We start from the raw sequence: 15689 nt of genomic DNA on the forward strand, positions 1-15689 counted from the left end.
TCATGACCCGGTACTTTCGGCTACGCGAGGACAGGACCGCCGTCACAGCCGACCTCGACGCTTCGCACAGATGGGGACTCCCGGGCGTGCGGTGCCATACGTGCGGAACCACCTGGGCGAGCTCCGGCCATCAGTACCCCGCGGTGGACCTGTCCCCGCTTCCGGAACGACACGCGTTCGAGAAGCCCCGGACCGAGCCCTTCCCGGAGTTCGCCCGTCTTCGAGAGCTGGTGCGCCCCCTGCTCCCTCCCGATGCCGCGCTCCCTCCGGGAACACTCTTCGGACCGCTCGATGGAAACGCGACGGGGCGGTTCGGCCCGCTCACGTCCCAGGGAGAGATCCTCTGGGTGGCGAGGAAAGACGCGCTGGACCAGCTCCAAACAGCGGGCGTCCGCGGACTCGTCGGCTGCCCGACGGCACTGCGGTTCCGGCAAAAGTCCCCACCCGAGCTGCTGGAACTCCAGCTCGAAGCACACGGAAGACTGCACCCCGATTGCCTGCCTCCGGACCTGCAGCCCCCCTGCGAGACCTGTGGCCGTGTGTACTTCCGGCTCCCGGATGACCCCGTCCTGGATGCGGCATCGCTTCCCCGGGAACTGGACCTGTTCCGAGTGGGAAACTACGCAACGATGATCGTGGCGACCGACCGATTCATGGAGGCCGCGAAGCGACTTGAACCAAGCGGGGTCACGTTTCGTGAGCTTCCTGTGCGCTGAGCGCGCAACGACGCCGAGCCACGTGCACGACGCCCGCCGGTGGCCCTCCAGGGTCCGCCGCGCGGGCGTCGGTGTTTCGGGGGTCAGGGCTGGAGCGACACGCGCGCTTCCGCCGAGCCACGACGGTGCAGCTCGAACGCGGCCTGCACTGCCTGGAAGAACACGACGAGGATGTAGATCCGGAAGAGCATGCCGTAGATCTTGGGCGTCTTGCCGTCGGCCATGGCGTCACCGAACGTCACCAGGCTGTCCAGGACATACAAGGTGATGGCGAGGATCGGCGCGGCGCGAGCCCCCTGGAAGGTGAAGTAGCCGAGCACGGCCACGACCAGACCAAACAGGCCGGACGCCATGCCCACCCCGATTCCCTCCCACACATCGTCCGCCGTGAAGACAGGCATGCAGCCCATCATCGTGTTGAGCGCCGCCAGGAAATACAGCAGGTGCGCGGCCACCTTGATGCGCTGCTCGGGGTCCGTCGACGAGCCCGGCAGGGGCACGCCATCTCGTGTCACATGGAGATAGACATTGGAGAGCGTCTGCCGGAGCTGGATGTTCAACGCGCTCCCATCCGAGAGCCGGAACTCCACACCCTGCTTCAACCGGGCCGCTCCCCCATCCACAACCCCGAGCTCCTCGCCATCCAGCGTGACCCGGAACTTCCTCCAGAACATCCCCCACGACATCTCGAGACGCTGAGGGCCACCCACCTCCAGCGCCAACCGCTTCGAACCCATTTCAGTCCCGCCCTCGACCCGTCCCGGGTCCGCGCCCCACCCTAATCCCACCCACGGGCGCCATGCAAAACACGGCCGGCCCCGTCCCTCAGACCTTCGTCAGCAACACGAAGACCACCAACAACAACATCACCAGGTGGAACCACCCCACGTTGCGCGCCACCACCGCCATCGGCTCACCCGCGACGGGCGCCTCACCCCGGCGGATGGCCGCCAGCTCCTTCATACCGAGGACGAGTCCCGCCAACCCCGGCACGAAGCCCAGGAACCCCGCCGTGGAGAACTTGAGCGCCAGACGCGCACGCGGGGACGGCCCCTCGTGCGCCTCACGGACACTGCAATCGACGCAGAACGTCCGCCGACTCCGCCGCTGGCGGCACTCCTCACAGACAAAGGTGCCACAACGACTGCACGTCCCCTCCGCGGCGCGTTGGGGATGACGGGGGCACAGCGCGACACTCGCGTCCATGCCCCCTGTCTATCACGCGCTCACTGGAAGATGTCGAACGGGGCCACCCCGGACCAGGTGTTCTCCCTCACGTTGAAGCCGAGGAAGAGCAAGAAGCTCGCATCCCAATCACCGAACACCACGATGAAGTGCGGACGCTCCATCGCGTTGCCCGCGGCGGCCATCACGCTCCCGGTCCCCGTGGCTCGCAGCCCGTAGAAGCTCAGCGGCGGAGTCCCGGTGGTGGAGGGCGCCAGGAAGGCGCCCCCCTCGTCCGGCCCCGAGGTCTCGCCGAAGCGCACCTGCGTCACCACCGGGGTGAACACCGTCCCCTGGCTGGTGCCGTTGGCCGCGACGTCGAAGTGGCCGAAGTCCACCCCCTCCGCCGGGCTGTTGGAGATGGCGTTCATCACCCGCACCCGGGCGTCCATCACGCCCACCGGATAGCGGTCCTGGATGAACAGGAGCCGGGGCGTCTGCGCGCCCGTCGTCTGTCCCGCGCGCCCCGTCACCACCGCCAGGTAGCGCCCGCCCGCGACGAGCGGCCCCGTATTCGTGTCCGACACCACCAAGGCGTTGGCGTCGTCGTTGCGCGCCACGCGCAGCAGATGGCCGCTCGCCGTGACGGGCAGCTCTCCAATCGCTGGCGAGTAGTTGAACTCGACGCCCACCGCCACCTTGGTCGTCCCCTGCAATGCCTGGAGGATCAGCGGGTCGTCATTCTCCGTCACCGGCAAGAGGCCGTTGAAGAAGTAGACCAGCGGGTCCCGCTTCAGGCGCAGCGTCTGCTCCACCCCGGCGCGAACCAGCAGCAGCGCGGGCTGCCCGGCGTCCGGCAGCGGGCGACGGTCATCACCCGTGAGGATGGCGAACCACGCGCTGCCCTCCGGCAACGCCCCCTCCGGCACGGAGAAGAACAACCGCTTGCTCAAGGCCGGCGAGAAGCCGCTGTCGCCCGACGAGGAGATGACGAGCCGCTGCGTCGTCGTGGGGATGGCCACCCCCGCCGCGACATCCGCCGAGTAGGGATTGACGGTCGACACCGGCGTCGCCGACGCGCTCTCCAATCCCAGCCGCCGCGTACGCCCCTGCGCCGGGATGACGGTGACCCGATCCGCCGACACCATTCGCACGCGGGCCTTGCCCGTACCCGCCGCCTCGAAGGACTCGCGCAGCACCACCAGCCGGGCGCGCTCCACCCGGTCCACCTCGGTGCGGTTGGAGAACCCCACCGCCACCAACGTGAGCCGCTCTCCCTCCGCCAGCTTCACGGGCTCGGACGTGGCCAGCGCGGGCCCCGAGGCGACATCCGCGTCGTGCGTCGTGAACAGCAGCTCCGTCCCCGCGGGCACCTCCTGGTAGCCCGTGACGGCGTCCTCGCCCGGAGACACCGCGTCGAACAGCTCGCGTGCCCCCTGGCGCACGTCCAGTCGATAGGGACGCCACGGCGCGCTGTCGCTGTCACTCGGGTTGTCCTTCAACCCCAGCGACGCGTTGACGAAGCGCACGTAGGCCACGGAGGGCGGGTCGCCACAGCCGCCGTCGGGCGAGGACCCGCCATCCGGGCATTCGGGAGGCGGCGGGCAGCCACCATCCGGCAGCGGGGTACCCCCGTCACCACAGGCAGGAGGAGGCGGCGAGCAGCCACCGTCCGGCAGCGGCGTGCCCCCATCCGGGCAGGTGGTCGGCTGCGAGCAGCCACCGTCCGGCAGCGGCGTGCCCCCATCCGGGCAGGTGGTCGGCTGCGAGCAGCCACCATCCGCCAACCGCGTCCCTCCATCCGGGCACGCGGGAGGCGGGCAGCCACCGTCCGCCAACCGCGTCCCTCCATCCGGGCACGCGGGAGGCGGGCAGCCACCATCCGGCAGCCGCGTCCCACCGTCCGCGCACTGTGAACCGCTGTCCGGAGTGCCCGGGTCGTCATCATCTCCACAGCCCGTGGCCAGCACCGCGAGCCCCAGGCCCACCGCCAGCATCCACCTTCTGAAAGCAGGTCTCGTCACGACACATCCCTCCCAGAGAAGACAGCCCGTGGCGTACGTCTGGATGTCTCAGCGTGCGGCGGAGCCCGCGGCGGTGCGCTTCTGGCACTCGCTGCGCAGCGGGTACGGCGGCTTGCCCTGGGACAGGTGGTCCCGCAGGTAGAAGTAGGCCATCACGCCCGCGTTGAACTCCGCGCGGCGCAGCCACTCCGCCTTGGCGACCGGCTCGCCCGTGCGCACCGCCTCCGTGATGGGGTTGTCCACCGTGCAGATCTCCCGCCACATGGTGGCGCCGCCCAGCGCCCGGGTGTTGCCGCTGCGCGGGTCGGAGGACGACCCCGTGCCGAACTTCCCCACGCGCACCAGGTCACACGCGCCGCGCGCCGCGCCGAGCATGTTCGCGCCCCAGCGTCCCCAGTCGTCCGCGTCGCCGGAGAAGTCGATGTCCACCTCGCCGTACTTCACCCACGCCTGCATGAACGACGGCAGGAAGGACACCTGCGTGCCGCCGGTGCCCATGAACACCAGGTACTTCGCCGCGCCCCCGTCCCCGAGCGCCTGGTCGAACGTCGCCAGGTGGCTGCTCCCGTCCGTGCCATGCCCGAAGAGGCCGGCGACGAGGTTCGCCACCCGCGCCCCGTTGAGCGTGACGAGCGCCTTGGCCGCGCCGCTCTGCCCCTCCGCCGTGCGGCCGTGGCAGTTCCCGCACACGCCCTGGAACACGGTGGACCCCGGCGTGGAGTAGTACAGCTCGCCCCACGGCTGCCGGGGGTTGCCCAGCGCGTCCACCATCCACGGCTCGACGGTGGCGGGCTCGGGCGCGTCCTCGAAGGAGCACTCCGGCCTCGCGACCCAGAAGTTGGTCGGGAACAGGCGCGCGGCCAACTGCGCGTGCCGCTCCGTCACGGCGTAGCCCAGCAGGTGCTGGTGCGTGCCGCGCTGGACCTGCGCGAGCCAGTCGCGGTTGCGCGGCTCGTACGGGACGCGGTCGGTGAAATCCTCGGAGACCCACCGCACGTCCTTCGGGTTCTTGCAGGTCTCCCAGACGATGTCCTCCGCCTGCTTGATGCGCACGCGCTTCGCGTTCGCCCGCTGCTCCGAGGACAACGTCGCGTCGCTCGCGCGCTCCAGCGAACCGAGCCACTTCGCCATGAGCAGCACCAGCCGGCAGTCGCGCCCGGGCACGTTGGCCGGCATGTGGAGGTAGACCTCGTGCGACTCCTGCATCACCCGCTGGTAGAAGGTGCTGGTGGGCGCGGCGGCGCGCAAATCCCGCTCGAAGTCCACGCCCGCGCGGACGTCCGCGTAGAACTTCTGCCCGTTGCTCTCCATCCGCTTCGTGTCGAAGCCCGGCAGCACGCCCCCCGCGGAGAAGTCCAGGTCCGCGATGGCCGGGTTGCTCTGCACCGCGAACCCGTTCGGGTTGTGGCACTGCGCGCAGTTGCCGATGAAGTAGCCCTGCAGGGCCAGCTCGTTCCCATCGCGGTAGGGCCGGCCCACCGGCGCCTGGTCCTCGAGGCGGGGCAGGTCCGCCGCCGAGCGCAGGCCCTGGATGACCCCGTAGGAGATGAGCCGGTCCACCTGCGACAGCTCGTCCTCCAGCACCTCCACGTTCGGGTCCGTGCCGCCCTGCCCCGCGGGACGGCGGTTGACCTGGAGGGGCGTGAAGCCCAGCACGAAGTCCTGGGCCTCCGCGCCGCTGTGGCAGTTGATGCAGCGGTGCCTTCCCGGGAGCGCGTAGTTGCGCGTCCCGCCCCACTCCTCGTGCTCCGTGTGGACCAGGACGCGGTCGGAGAAGCGCGAGCCGTCGCGGTAGCGCAGGTCGTGCAGCCGCGCGGCGGTGCCCTCCTCGTTCCACACGTACGTGCCGAACAGCGCGTCCTGCCACCGCTCGCGCGTGACGATGAGCCGCGTCTCGATGCGGCGGTGCTCGGTGCGGCCCCCCGCGCTCGTCACCGGCTTGAAGAACGTCTTGTAGAAGCGGGTGTTGGGAGGGATGACGAAGCGCTTCCTCGCCGCGTCATAGGTGATGGCCTTCCCCGCGGGCACGTGCACCATGCGCAGCTTCTTCGCGTGGTCGGAGAACAGCGGATAGGTGGGCGCGAAGGCGAAGGTGCCGTGCCGCGCCAGCTTCAGCGCGTCGAACGTCAGGATGTCCGTGTCCGTGTCCTTCAGGTCCGCCGGCAGCTCGGTCAGCGCCGCGAAGAAGGTGTCCTTCTCCGGGTCGCCGCCCGGCTCGGGCTTCGGAGGGATGCAGCTCCCCAGGTCGCTCATCGACCGGGCCACCGAGAGCGACACGCGCGCGCCCTCCTCCACCTCCGCCTCGCAGGAGAGGTCGAACGGCTCGCTCTCCGGGGCACCTCGCGCCAGCCACGCTTGCAGCGCGCACGCCAGCCGGGCGGACGCGCGGCTCTGGTCCGGCGTGGCCAGGGGCGGCATGGCGCCCTGGGACGCCAGCGCCGCCATGCGGGGCGCGGCCTCCTTCAGCCCCGCGAGGTCGGAGTCGTACCGGAAGCCGCCGCGCGCCTCGGGGGCGCGATGGCATTCCCCGCACTGGGCATCCACCTGCCCCTTGAGGCTGCTGAAGACCTCCTTGCTCACCGGCGCGCGCTTCACCGCCGCGCGCATGGGGAACACCTCCGACGAGCGGACCGCGGAGTAGCACTGCTCCTCCACCACGACCCGCTCCTCCGGAGAGGGCTCCCGCTCCGAGGAACAACCACCCATGAAGGACAATGTCAGACAGGCCAACCAGGAGGCCCGGTACCGCGCGAGCCAATTCCTCTCCAACCGCATGGACCGCTCCTTTTAGGAGTCCCCGGCGGCCCAATACCGCAAGTCCAACCCCACAATCGACAACACAAACATCACCCAACGGGTCGTCTCGTCTGTTTTCACCCCGCCGTGACATTCAAAGACTCTCACGGGCCACGGCGGGGTGCGGCACTGTCACGGAATCACGAACGCGGCATCACGGGACCGTGACGGCGCGGATGCGACCCAGCGCGTTGGCCGCCCGCTCGGTGAACCACAGGTGCGCGTCCAGGCAGAAGAAGCCCGGGGGCGCGAAGACGATGCCCGCGGGCTGGCTGCCGGCGGTGGGGACGGCGTACTCGGTGATGGCGCCGTCCACGCCGATGCGGCCCACCTTGTTGGCCCGCAGCTCCACGAACCAGAGGGCGCCGTCCGGCCCGGGGATGATGTCCACCGGCGAGGCGTTGGGCGTGGGCAGCGCGTACTCGGTGATGACGCCGTCCACGGTGACGCGGCCGATCTTCCCCGCGAACTGCTCCGTGAACCACATGGCGCCGTCCCAGCCCAGCACGATGCTGTTGGGGCCCGCGTTCGGCGTGGGCAGCGCGTACTCGGTGATGACGCCCTCCGGGGTGATGGTGCCCACCCGGTTGCCCGTCAGCTCCGTGAACCACAGGCGCCCGCCGGCCCCCAACGCCAGCCCCATGGGCTGGGACTCGGGCGACGGCAGGGTGAACTGCGTGAAGACGCCCTCCTTCGTCACACGGCCGATACGGTTTCCGGCCACCTGGGTGAACCAGACATGTCCATCCGGACCCGTGGCAATCCCATACGGCGCGGAGCCCCGCAGCGGCAGCCGGAACTCGGTCACCCCCCCCGCGGGAGTGATTCGCGCCACCTGGTCCACGGAGAGCTGGGTGAACCAGAGATTGCCATCCAGGCCCGGGGTGATGCGCTGGGGCAGCGAGAACTCGGACGGCAGCGGGAACTCCGTCACGACGCCGTCACGCGTGGCGCGGCCGATGGTGCCGGAGCTGGCCTGGGTGAACCAGAGGTTGCCATCCGGCCCCACGGTGATGCCGGACGGGCCGGACTCCTCGGTGGACAGGGGGAACTCCGTGAACGTCCCGGCCACGCCGGACGGACGGCGGCAGATGAAGGGGTTCGTGGACGGCGGGGAGGCGAGGACCGGGGTGGACAGCAGCGCGGCGGCGGCGAACAGCGAGCGGAACGAGCGAGCGCGATTCATGGGGTATCTCCCAGCAGGAGGAACGGGAACGACGACGAGGGACGGACGCGCCGGGGGTTGCCCGGCGCGCCCGTCCCGCTGCGTGCTTCAGGTGAAGCGGTGGAACTCAGTTGCCCTTGCAGAGACCCGCGCCACGGCCGTCGTTGGCCGCGCCGCCGCAGCGCAGGGCACCGGTGCCGCTGCACGCGATGAAGCCCTGGCCCACCAGGATGCTCTGGAAGGAGGCCTTGTTGGCGTAGACCCAGTCATACAGGGCCTGCTCCTTGGGGTCCTTGGTGAAGCCGGTGTTCTCGTTGAGGAAGAGGAAGCGCGACAGCGGATAGGCGTTGGCCGGGTCGGTGATCAGCTTGCGGACGTTGGCGGCCGTGGGCGCGATGCCAGCGATCAGCAGCGCCTTGTTGCGGGCGTTGCCCGAGCCGTCCACCTTGCGGGCGGAGTCGCCGGAGTAGCCCACGGCGTTGATGTCCGTGGAGACCAGCTCGCCGATGCACTCGGTGGCGCTGCCCTGGCCGGCGCAGGCCGCGGGCAGGGCCCCGTCGGCGATGGTGACCACGTCCGCGCAGAAGTTGGTGCAGCCCAGCAGCGACTTGAACGTGTCCGTGGTGCCGGACAGGTCGTCGCGGCGGTACTTGGCGATGACGCCGTTCGGGTTGGAGGTGGTGCCCAACTGCCCCCAGGTGGTGATGCCGCAGGCGGCGGCCGAACCGGAGCCGTCCGTCCCGCAGTAGAGCGCCTTGGCCTGGGCCATGGTGATGCTCGGCACGCCGCCGTTGGTCAGGTCGTTGTTGACGTTGACCCACAGGTTCACCGCGTCCAGCGCGATGGCGTTGCTCTGCTCGCCGGGGCAGCACGCCGCGTTGCGCGGGTTGCCGTTGGCGTCCGTGCCTCCGGAGGGCCCGCCGTTGGCGCAGGCGTTGGTGGTGGACCGGAAGTCACGCGACATGGGGGCGATGGTCTGCTGGCGACCGCTGCAGAACGTACCGGAGCCAGAGCGCACACAGCCCTCGCCCGCCCCGGAGCCCTTGCCCTCGATGGCCAGCCCGGCGACCGCGGACGTGTTCGCGCTGATGAGCGCGCCCTTCAGCGTGTCCGACCCGAACAGCTTGTTCCCATCCGTCAGCGGCGCGGCGACGCGGCCCGTGGCCAGCGAGCCCTCCTCGGCCTGACCACCACATCCCACGACGGACAGCGACAGGACCGCGGCGGACACCATCCACTTCATGCTGTGCATGGACGACTCCTTGGTGCTTGGGGGGACTGCGCAGACAAAGCGTGGCCTCTCCCGCGGCGCGGGTCGGGATGGAGTCTTCCAATGGGAGAGGAGCAATGAAGCCGGGGACCGCTGGCCTCACGCGGAACGCAAGGTGCCCGATTGGGCAGACAAACGCTGACTCGTTTACGTCAAATCTCTGCCAGCGCGCGGTCACGACACCCCGCGCGTGGATGTCTGCCCATGTCAGGCATTCGACACGTGCGGCGCGCGGGCCACGCTCGCACGGCCGCCCCCAGGCCTCGCGGACGGGCCGGTGCGTCGTTTTTCCTCCCGCGTCCGATGTTGGACAGGGATTTTTTCAGACGAGCGGACACGTCCCCCGCCCCGCGGGTCGGGGTCCCCGTCGGGATGAGAGGGAAGACCCTTCCCTGGAGCGTGCTGGCAGTGCCCTTGCAAACGGTCTGTCCCGGTTGAAGGGCAGGGGGTTGTCGGAGTCGGGGGCAGGGGAAGGCCGGAGCGGCGATGGCGGCGTGGCGATGGGCGAGCGTGGTGTGCGTGCTGACGTCCCTCCTCGTGGGGTGCGGGGAGAAGGCGCTGGCGACACCACGTGCTCCGGGCCTGGTGGTGGTGGGGGCGGGGGAAGGTGGAGACGGGGGCAAGGCGGCCCTGGCGTGGACGCGCTCGCTGGCGCACGGGGACAGCGAGGCGCCGTCCGCGGCGGTGGCTCCGAACGGGGATGTCCTCGTCGCGGCGACATACCGTGAGCCTTTGGACATAGGGGGAGGCCCCCTGCCCTTCGACCAGGCCTCCGCGCGGCCCCACCTCCTGGTGGCGCGCTTCTCGCGGGATGGCACGCTTCACTGGGCGCATGGCCTGGTGCCCGCGAAGCAAGGCACGACCCCGGCGCGGGTGGGCGGTCTCGCGGTGGACCCGCAGGGCCGTGTCTGGCTCGGCGGCGCCGCGTCTGGATTCACGCTGGGCATGACTCACTTTCCGGAGGGGCCGTTCCTCGCGAGGCTCTCGCCGGAGGGCGCCGTGGAGCAGGTGAAGGCCTTCCCGGGCGACGGCGCGCTCACCGTCCAGGCCGTGGCCACGGACGGCGCGAACGGCGTGGTGGTGGTGGGTGACTTCACGGGCGCGCGCGACTTCGGGGACACGGTGCGCGAGCCCCCGGACGGTGAGCGCGCCGCCTTCGTGGTGCGGTTGACCCCGGACGGGCGGACGCAGTGGAGCCGCGCGTGGTCCGCGGGCGCGCAGGGCCTGGTGTCCGCGCGCGCGGTGGCCGTGGACGTGTTCGGGGACATCCACGTCGCGGGCGCCTACTCCGGCAGCGTGTGCTTCGGCGGCGCGTCGTTCGTCACCGTGCGCCAGCGCACCCCCTTCGTCCTCAAGCTGTCCCGGAGGGGAGAGCACGCCTGGAGTCATGATCTCCGAGGGGCCACGGGCTCCGCGGACGCGGTGGCGGTGGCCTCCGACCGCGTCTTCGTGGCCGGCGGCTTCTCCAGTCGCTTCTACTTCCAGGGCCGGCTCCACGACGGCGGCGAACACCACGGCTTCGTCGCCGCCTACGACGCACAGGGCCATGAGCGCTGGGCGCGCTCCTTCGCCGCGTCCGCCCGCGCGCTCGCCACCGACGAGGCCGGCCAGCTGACGCTCGTGGGAACCCACGATGGTGGCCTGGACCTCGCGCGCACCCGCGCGCCCGCCGGCCTCTATGTCGCGCGGCTCCTCCCGGAGGCGGGCCAGTCCCTCTGGGTGCGGAGCTTCTCCAGCCCCACGCCCCCCGCGCCGCGGAGCGTCGCGGTGGACGGAACCGGTGACACCGTGGTCGCTGGCGCGCTGCGACGAGTATTACCTGTGGGAACCCCTTACCCGCACCCGGAGGATGGCTTTCTTTTCCGCCTCCGGCCCTGAGCTCCCGCGGGATTGCCTACATCCAGACATTCCAGACACCGCGATACGGACGTCAGTGAATTCCCTGGGGAATTCGACTTCGAGTGCGAGTCCATGGTATTCGCGCTTCCGCCTTCCGGGCCTGCGATTGCGCGCGCCTTGAAGGGCGAGGCTGTGCTGAAGCGTCGGCGCGCGGCATCCCCGCGCGCAGGCGGCCAACCCCTCGACACCACTCCCTGTCACCCCGGGAGCGAGGCGTGTTTGGGCCGAGCTTCCGGGCGAGCCAATGTGAGGAGTTGCACCCCCATGACACGCACCGTTTCACGGATGGATGTCCTCCGTCAGAGCGTCACCCGAGTATCCGCCAGGGCCCTGGGGCTCCTGACGGTGCTCGGCGCCAGCGCCGCCCACGCGAGTGAGGCGGACCTCGTCCTCCCCGACTTCACGTCCAAGACGTTCCTGGGCGGAGGCTTCAACGGTCACCAGCTGCTGCTGTCGGGCATCGCGGTGAGCGTGCTGGGCCTGGTCTTCGGCTTCCTGCAGTACGCCAGCCTCCAGAAGATGCCCGTGCACCGGGCGATGCTGGAGATCTCCGAGCTCATCTACGAGACCTGCAAGACGTACCTGATGACGCAGTTGAAGTTCATCGGGGTGCTGTGGGCGCTCATCGCGGTGGTGATGGTGGGCTACTTCGGCTTCCTGCGTCACATGGACGGCGGCCGCGTGGGCATCATCCTGGTCGCGAGCCTCGTGGGCATCGCCGGCTCGTGCGGCGTGGCCTGGTTCGGCATCCGGGTGAACACGTTCGCCAACAGCCGCACGGCGTTCGCGTCGCTGCGGGGCAAGCCCTATCCCACCTACGCCATCCCGCTGCAGGCGGGCATGTCCATCGGCATGGTGCTCATCAGCACGGAGCTGTTGCTGATGCTGGCCATCCTGCTGTTCATCCCGGCGGACTTCGCGGGCCCGTGCTTCATCGGCTTCGCCATCGGCGAGTCGCTGGGCGCCTCCGCGCTGCGCATCGCCGGCGGCATCTTCACGAAGATCGCCGACATCGGCTCCGACCTGATGAAGATCGTCTTCCGCATCAAGGAGGACGACGCGCGCAACCCGGGCGTCATCGCGGACTGCACCGGCGACAACGCGGGCGACAGCGTGGGCCCCTCCGCGGACGGCTTCGAGACCTACGGCGTGACGGGCGTGGCGCTCATCACCTTCATCCTGCTGGCCGTGGGCGCGGACTACCGCGTGGAGCTGCTCGTGTGGATCTTCATGATGCGCATCGTGATGGTGCTCGCGTCGCTGGCCGCCTACGCGATCAACAACGTGTTCCAGTCCGCCAAGTACAAGAACGCGGACCACATGAACTTCGAGCACCCGCTCACCGCGCTGGTGTGGGTGACGTCGCTCCTGTCGGTGGCCCTGACGTTCCTGGTCAGCTACCTGCTCATCCCCGACCTGGGCGGTGACCCGACGCTGTGGTGGAAGCTGTCCGCCATCATCACCTGCGGCACGCTGGCGGGCGCCATCATCCCGGAGGCCATCAAGGTCTTCACCTCCACGGAGAGCCGCCACGTGCGCGAGGTCGTCACGGCCAGCCGCGAGGGCGGCGCGTCGCTCAACGTCATCTCCGGCCTGGTGGCGGGCAACTTCTCCGCCTACTGGATGGGCCTCATCATCGCCAGCCTGATGGGCCTGGCCTTCTGGTTCAGCGGCGCGGGCGTCGCCGGCCAGGGCGTGGGCCAGTTGATGATCGCCGCGCCGGTGTTCGCCTTCGGCCTGGTCGCCTTCGGCTTCCTGGGCATGGGCCCGGTCACCATCGCCGTGGACTCCTACGGCCCGGTGACGGACAACGCGCAGAGCGTCTACGAGCTGTCCCTCATCGAGAACGTCCCCAACGTGAAGGACGAGGTGAAGCGCGACTTCGGCTTCACGCCCGACTTCGAGAAGGGCAAGGAGTACCTGGAGGAGAACGACGGCGCGGGCAACACGTTCAAGGCCACGGCCAAGCCGGTGCTCATCGGCACGGCGGTGGTGGGCGCCACGACGATGATCTTCTCCATCATCGTGGTGCTGGTGGGCATCAGCGGCAACGCGCTCAACGCGGAGAAGGCGCAGTTCCTGTCGCTGCTCCACGCCCCGTTCCTGCTGGGCCTCATCACCGGCGGCGCCATCATCTACTGGTTCTCCGGCGCGTCCATGCAGGCGGTGTCCACCGGCGCCTACCGCGCGGTGGAGTTCATCAAGGCCAACATCAAGCTGGAGGGCGTGGAGAAGGCCAGCGTGGCGGACTCCAAGAAGGTCGTGGAGATCTGCACCCAGTACGCGCAGAAGGGGATGATCAACATCTTCCTCGCCGTCTTCTTCAGCACGCTCGCCTTCGCCTGCCTGGAGCCGTACTTCTTCGTGGGCTACCTCATCTCCATCGCCGTGTTCGGCCTGTACCAGGCCGTCTTCATGGCCAACGCCGGCGGCGCCTGGGACAACGCGAAGAAGCTGGTGGAGGTGGAGCTGAAGGCCAAGGGCACCGACCTGCACGCGGCCACCGTGGTGGGCGACACCGTGGGAGACCCGTTCAAGGACACCTCCTCCGTGGCGCTCAACCCGGTCATCAAGTTCACCACCCTCTTCGGCCTGCTGGCGGTGGAGCTGGCGGTGGAGCTGGAGGCGTCCGGCCAGGGGCAGCTGACGCTCATCCTCGCGGCGGTGTTCTTCGTGCTGTCGACGGTGTTCGTCTACCGCAGCTTCTACGGCATGCGCATCCAGAGCGTGGGCGGCGGCAGCAGCACCACGGACGTCAAGCCCGAGGCCGCGGTGAAGACGGCCTGAGCCGCTCCGCCAGCACCTGACACGGACACGAGCGGCGGGCGCCTCCAGGAGGCCCGCCGCTCGCGTCGTCTCAGGCCCCGATGCCCTCCGGGTCCGTCGCCAGCTCCCCGCCCAGGTGCATGCCCGTCACGCACCGGTAGTCCGTGACCAGGGCCATGCCGATGGCGGACAGCCCCACCAGCACGTGCACGGCGGCCACCACCGGGTTCGTCCGCGCGTAGCCCAGCGCGAAGGGCGCCAGCACCGCCGCCTTGCCGAACGTGTAGTCCCACAGCTCGTGCGCCTCGATGGGGATGAGCTTCGCCGCGCTCAGCCGGCTGTCCGTCAGGAGCGTCACGCCCACGCTCAGCGCCCCCAGCACCCAGCCCGTCCGCCGGGCCACCGGGTTGGCGGACAACTGCCCCGCCACCGCCGCAATCACCCCTCCCCGGTAGTCCAGGAGCGAGTGCACCTCCGAGGGCACCCACCGGCGCAGGGGGAGGCTCCCGAACAGGGGCCGGGAGAGGATGCCCGCCCGGGCGCTGCGGTCCTTCAGGTGCCGCACCAGGCGACGAGGCGCCGGCTCGCGCCGGGGGTGGAGCGCGGTGAGCGGGGTGGGTGGGGGCAACGACTCGGCCATGGTGGGCTCCTTCCGGTCCGGGGTGGGAGGTCCTCTCTCGACGGTAGCCATGGCCCCCTGGGACAGCGGATACCCTCCCCCGCCCGCCTGTCCCCGGGAAGTAGGAAACCCGGCTACCACCGCTCACCCCGTCGGAGGGCGGTCGACCAAGGGGGCTTCCACTCGGACGCCCGGCGCGTGCAGACTCATGTCCCGAAGTACGGCCTTCACATTCTGAGAGGCCGAAAACCGCGGCGAGCCGCGCCAGCACGAGAGAACGCGATTCATGGCAACAGGTACCGTCAAGTGGTTCAACGATGCGAAGGGCTTTGGCTTCATCGTGCAGGACGGAGGCGGTGAGGACGTGTTCGTCCATCACAGCGCCATCAACATGGATGGCTTCCGCACGCTGCAGGAGGGCCAGAAGGTCGAGTTCGAAGTCGGCCGTGGCCCCAAGGGCCTGCAGGCGCAGAACGTGCGTGCGGTCTGAGCCCACCGCCCTTCGGTAGTTCCTGGAGCCCGGCCCGCGCGCGCGGAGTCGGGCTTCTTCCTTTGCGGTGTCGTCGCCGCATTTGCGAGGCTGGCCGCACCTCATGCGCCTGCCCCGCTTCCCCCGAGTCATCGGCTTCGACGACGGCCCCTTCCCCCGACGCGCCGGCGTCGCCGTGCCCCTGGCCGGCGTGGTGTGCGCGGGCACGCGCTTCGAGGGGCTCGTCTGGGGTCGCGTGCGGCGCGACGGCTGGAACGCCACGGACGTGGTGTGCCGGCTGCTCGAGGGTGGCAAGTTCCTCCCACAGCTGCACGCGGTGCTGCTGGACGGCATCGCCTTCGGCGGCTTCAACGTCGTGGACCTGCCCCTGCTCGCCGCGCGCCTGCGCAAGCCCTGCGTGGCGGTGATGCGCAAGCCGCCGGACCTCGACGCCGTGGAGCGCGCCCTGCGCCGGCTGCCCCGCGCCGACGCGCGCTGGGAGAAGCTGCGCCGCGCCGGCCCCATCCATCAGTTGCGGGGTTTCACCTTCCAGTGCCAGGGCGCGAGCCCCGATGAAATCGCGGAACTCATGCAACAAATAACAGACAGGGGAAACGTTCCAGAAGCGTTGAGACTCGCACACCTCATCGGGTCGGCGGTTGTCACCGGAGAGAGCAGTCAGCGAGCATGAGCGAGTCATCCCTGACTCGACGCGACATCTCCCCTGGAGGATTGCGCTGGAGTGAGAAGTGGCTGTGAGACGGCGAGAAACTTCCGCCAGGCTCGATTGACAACGACACA

The 15689-nt window shown here is 69.8% G+C and carries 12 protein-coding genes; 5 read left to right on the forward strand and 7 right to left on the reverse strand.

From position 1 onward, the window contains the following. The first annotated feature begins 2 nt into the window (after positions 1-2). Positions 3-716 carry a SitI6 family double-CXXCG motif immunity protein gene (gene sitI6 / locus LZ198_RS18920; protein ID WP_253973403.1) on the forward strand — a complete coding sequence of 238 codons (714 nt, stop codon included), beginning with the start codon at positions 3-5 and terminating at the stop codon, positions 714-716. Between the two features lie 83 nt (positions 717-799). Here the strand turns inward: sitI6 and LZ198_RS18925 are convergent, their stop codons facing one another. The 6 genes from LZ198_RS18925 to LZ198_RS18950 all read right to left on the reverse strand — a co-directional run bounded on the left by LZ198_RS18925 (position 800) and on the right by LZ198_RS18950 (position 9117). Next, the gene (locus tag LZ198_RS18925; RefSeq protein WP_253973404.1) at positions 800-1390 is read right to left on the reverse strand and encodes a hypothetical protein; all 591 of its coding nucleotides are present in this window, start codon (positions 1388-1390) and stop codon (positions 800-802) included. Between the two features lie 151 nt (positions 1391-1541). After that, positions 1542-1922 carry a B-box zinc finger protein gene (locus LZ198_RS18930; RefSeq protein ID WP_253973405.1) on the reverse strand — a complete coding sequence of 127 codons (381 nt, stop codon included), beginning with the start codon at positions 1920-1922 and terminating at the stop codon, positions 1542-1544. A 20-nt stretch (positions 1923-1942) separates the two neighbouring features. Continuing rightward, positions 1943-3904, reverse strand: a complete 1962-nt coding sequence (locus LZ198_RS18935; RefSeq protein WP_253973406.1) for a DUF4397 domain-containing protein — start codon at positions 3902-3904, stop codon at positions 1943-1945. 48 nt (positions 3905-3952) lie between these two features. Further along, positions 3953-6679, reverse strand: coding sequence for a hypothetical protein (locus LZ198_RS18940; RefSeq protein ID WP_253973407.1), 2727 nt, complete (start codon positions 6677-6679; stop codon positions 3953-3955). A gap of 175 nt (positions 6680-6854) precedes the next feature. Further along, on the reverse strand, positions 6855-7886 hold the full coding sequence (locus tag LZ198_RS18945; protein WP_253973408.1) for a Vgb family protein: 1032 nt from the start codon (positions 7884-7886) through the stop codon (positions 6855-6857). A 106-nt stretch (positions 7887-7992) separates the two neighbouring features. Continuing rightward, complete coding sequence (locus LZ198_RS18950; protein WP_253973409.1) at positions 7993-9117, reverse strand: PstS family phosphate ABC transporter substrate-binding protein; 1125 nt, start codon at positions 9115-9117, stop codon at positions 7993-7995. Between the two features lie 504 nt (positions 9118-9621). Between LZ198_RS18950 and LZ198_RS18955 the strand changes: the two genes are divergently transcribed. Together LZ198_RS18955 and LZ198_RS18960 are read left to right on the forward strand one after the other, a co-directional pair. After that, positions 9622-11013 (forward strand): NHL repeat-containing protein, encoded by a 1392-nt coding sequence (locus tag LZ198_RS18955; RefSeq protein ID WP_253973410.1) that lies wholly within the window; start codon positions 9622-9624, stop codon positions 11011-11013. Between the two features lie 285 nt (positions 11014-11298). Beyond that, the gene (locus LZ198_RS18960; protein ID WP_253973411.1) at positions 11299-13821 is read left to right on the forward strand and encodes a sodium-translocating pyrophosphatase; all 2523 of its coding nucleotides are present in this window, start codon (positions 11299-11301) and stop codon (positions 13819-13821) included. Between the two features lie 70 nt (positions 13822-13891). On the opposite strand, the gene LZ198_RS18965 is transcribed toward LZ198_RS18960, so the two are convergent. Then, positions 13892-14440 (reverse strand): hypothetical protein, encoded by a 549-nt coding sequence (locus tag LZ198_RS18965; RefSeq protein WP_253973412.1) that lies wholly within the window; start codon positions 14438-14440, stop codon positions 13892-13894. A 265-nt stretch (positions 14441-14705) separates the two neighbouring features. On the opposite strand from LZ198_RS18965, the gene LZ198_RS18970 reads away from it, so the two are divergent. Together LZ198_RS18970 and LZ198_RS18975 are read left to right on the forward strand one after the other, a co-directional pair. Further along, a complete protein-coding gene (locus tag LZ198_RS18970) occupies positions 14706-14909 on the forward strand; it encodes a cold-shock protein (RefSeq protein ID WP_234066132.1) in 204 nt (67 codons plus the stop codon). A 103-nt stretch (positions 14910-15012) separates the two neighbouring features. Beyond that, positions 15013-15579, forward strand: coding sequence for an endonuclease dU (locus LZ198_RS18975; protein ID WP_253973413.1), 567 nt, complete (start codon positions 15013-15015; stop codon positions 15577-15579). Positions 15580-15689 lie beyond the last annotated feature (110 nt).

This window comes from Myxococcus dinghuensis (assembly GCF_024198235.1).
Taxonomy (GTDB): domain Bacteria; phylum Myxococcota; class Myxococcia; order Myxococcales; family Myxococcaceae; genus Myxococcus; species Myxococcus dinghuensis.

What these genes read in the sequence shown, in the direction of transcription:
- sitI6 (WP_253973403.1), top strand. Translation starts at nt 3, where the DNA reads ATGACCCGGTACTTTCGGCTACGCGAGGACAGGACCGCCGTCACAGCC.
- LZ198_RS18965 (WP_253973412.1), bottom strand. Translation starts at nt 14,440, where the DNA reads ATGGCCGAGTCGTTGCCCCCACCCACCCCGCTCACCGCGCTCCACCCC.
- LZ198_RS18945 (WP_253973408.1), bottom strand. Translation starts at nt 7,886, where the DNA reads ATGAATCGCGCTCGCTCGTTCCGCTCGCTGTTCGCCGCCGCCGCGCTG.
- LZ198_RS18930 (WP_253973405.1), bottom strand. Translation starts at nt 1,922, where the DNA reads ATGGACGCGAGTGTCGCGCTGTGCCCCCGTCATCCCCAACGCGCCGCG.
- LZ198_RS18950 (WP_253973409.1), bottom strand. Translation starts at nt 9,117, where the DNA reads ATGCACAGCATGAAGTGGATGGTGTCCGCCGCGGTCCTGTCGCTGTCC.
- LZ198_RS18975 (WP_253973413.1), top strand. Translation starts at nt 15,013, where the DNA reads ATGCGCCTGCCCCGCTTCCCCCGAGTCATCGGCTTCGACGACGGCCCC.
- LZ198_RS18960 (WP_253973411.1), top strand. Translation starts at nt 11,299, where the DNA reads ATGACACGCACCGTTTCACGGATGGATGTCCTCCGTCAGAGCGTCACC.
- LZ198_RS18925 (WP_253973404.1), bottom strand. Translation starts at nt 1,390, where the DNA reads ATGTTCTGGAGGAAGTTCCGGGTCACGCTGGATGGCGAGGAGCTCGGG.
- LZ198_RS18940 (WP_253973407.1), bottom strand. Translation starts at nt 6,679, where the DNA reads ATGCGGTTGGAGAGGAATTGGCTCGCGCGGTACCGGGCCTCCTGGTTG.
- LZ198_RS18970 (WP_234066132.1), top strand. Translation starts at nt 14,706, where the DNA reads ATGGCAACAGGTACCGTCAAGTGGTTCAACGATGCGAAGGGCTTTGGC.
- LZ198_RS18955 (WP_253973410.1), top strand. Translation starts at nt 9,622, where the DNA reads ATGGCGGCGTGGCGATGGGCGAGCGTGGTGTGCGTGCTGACGTCCCTC.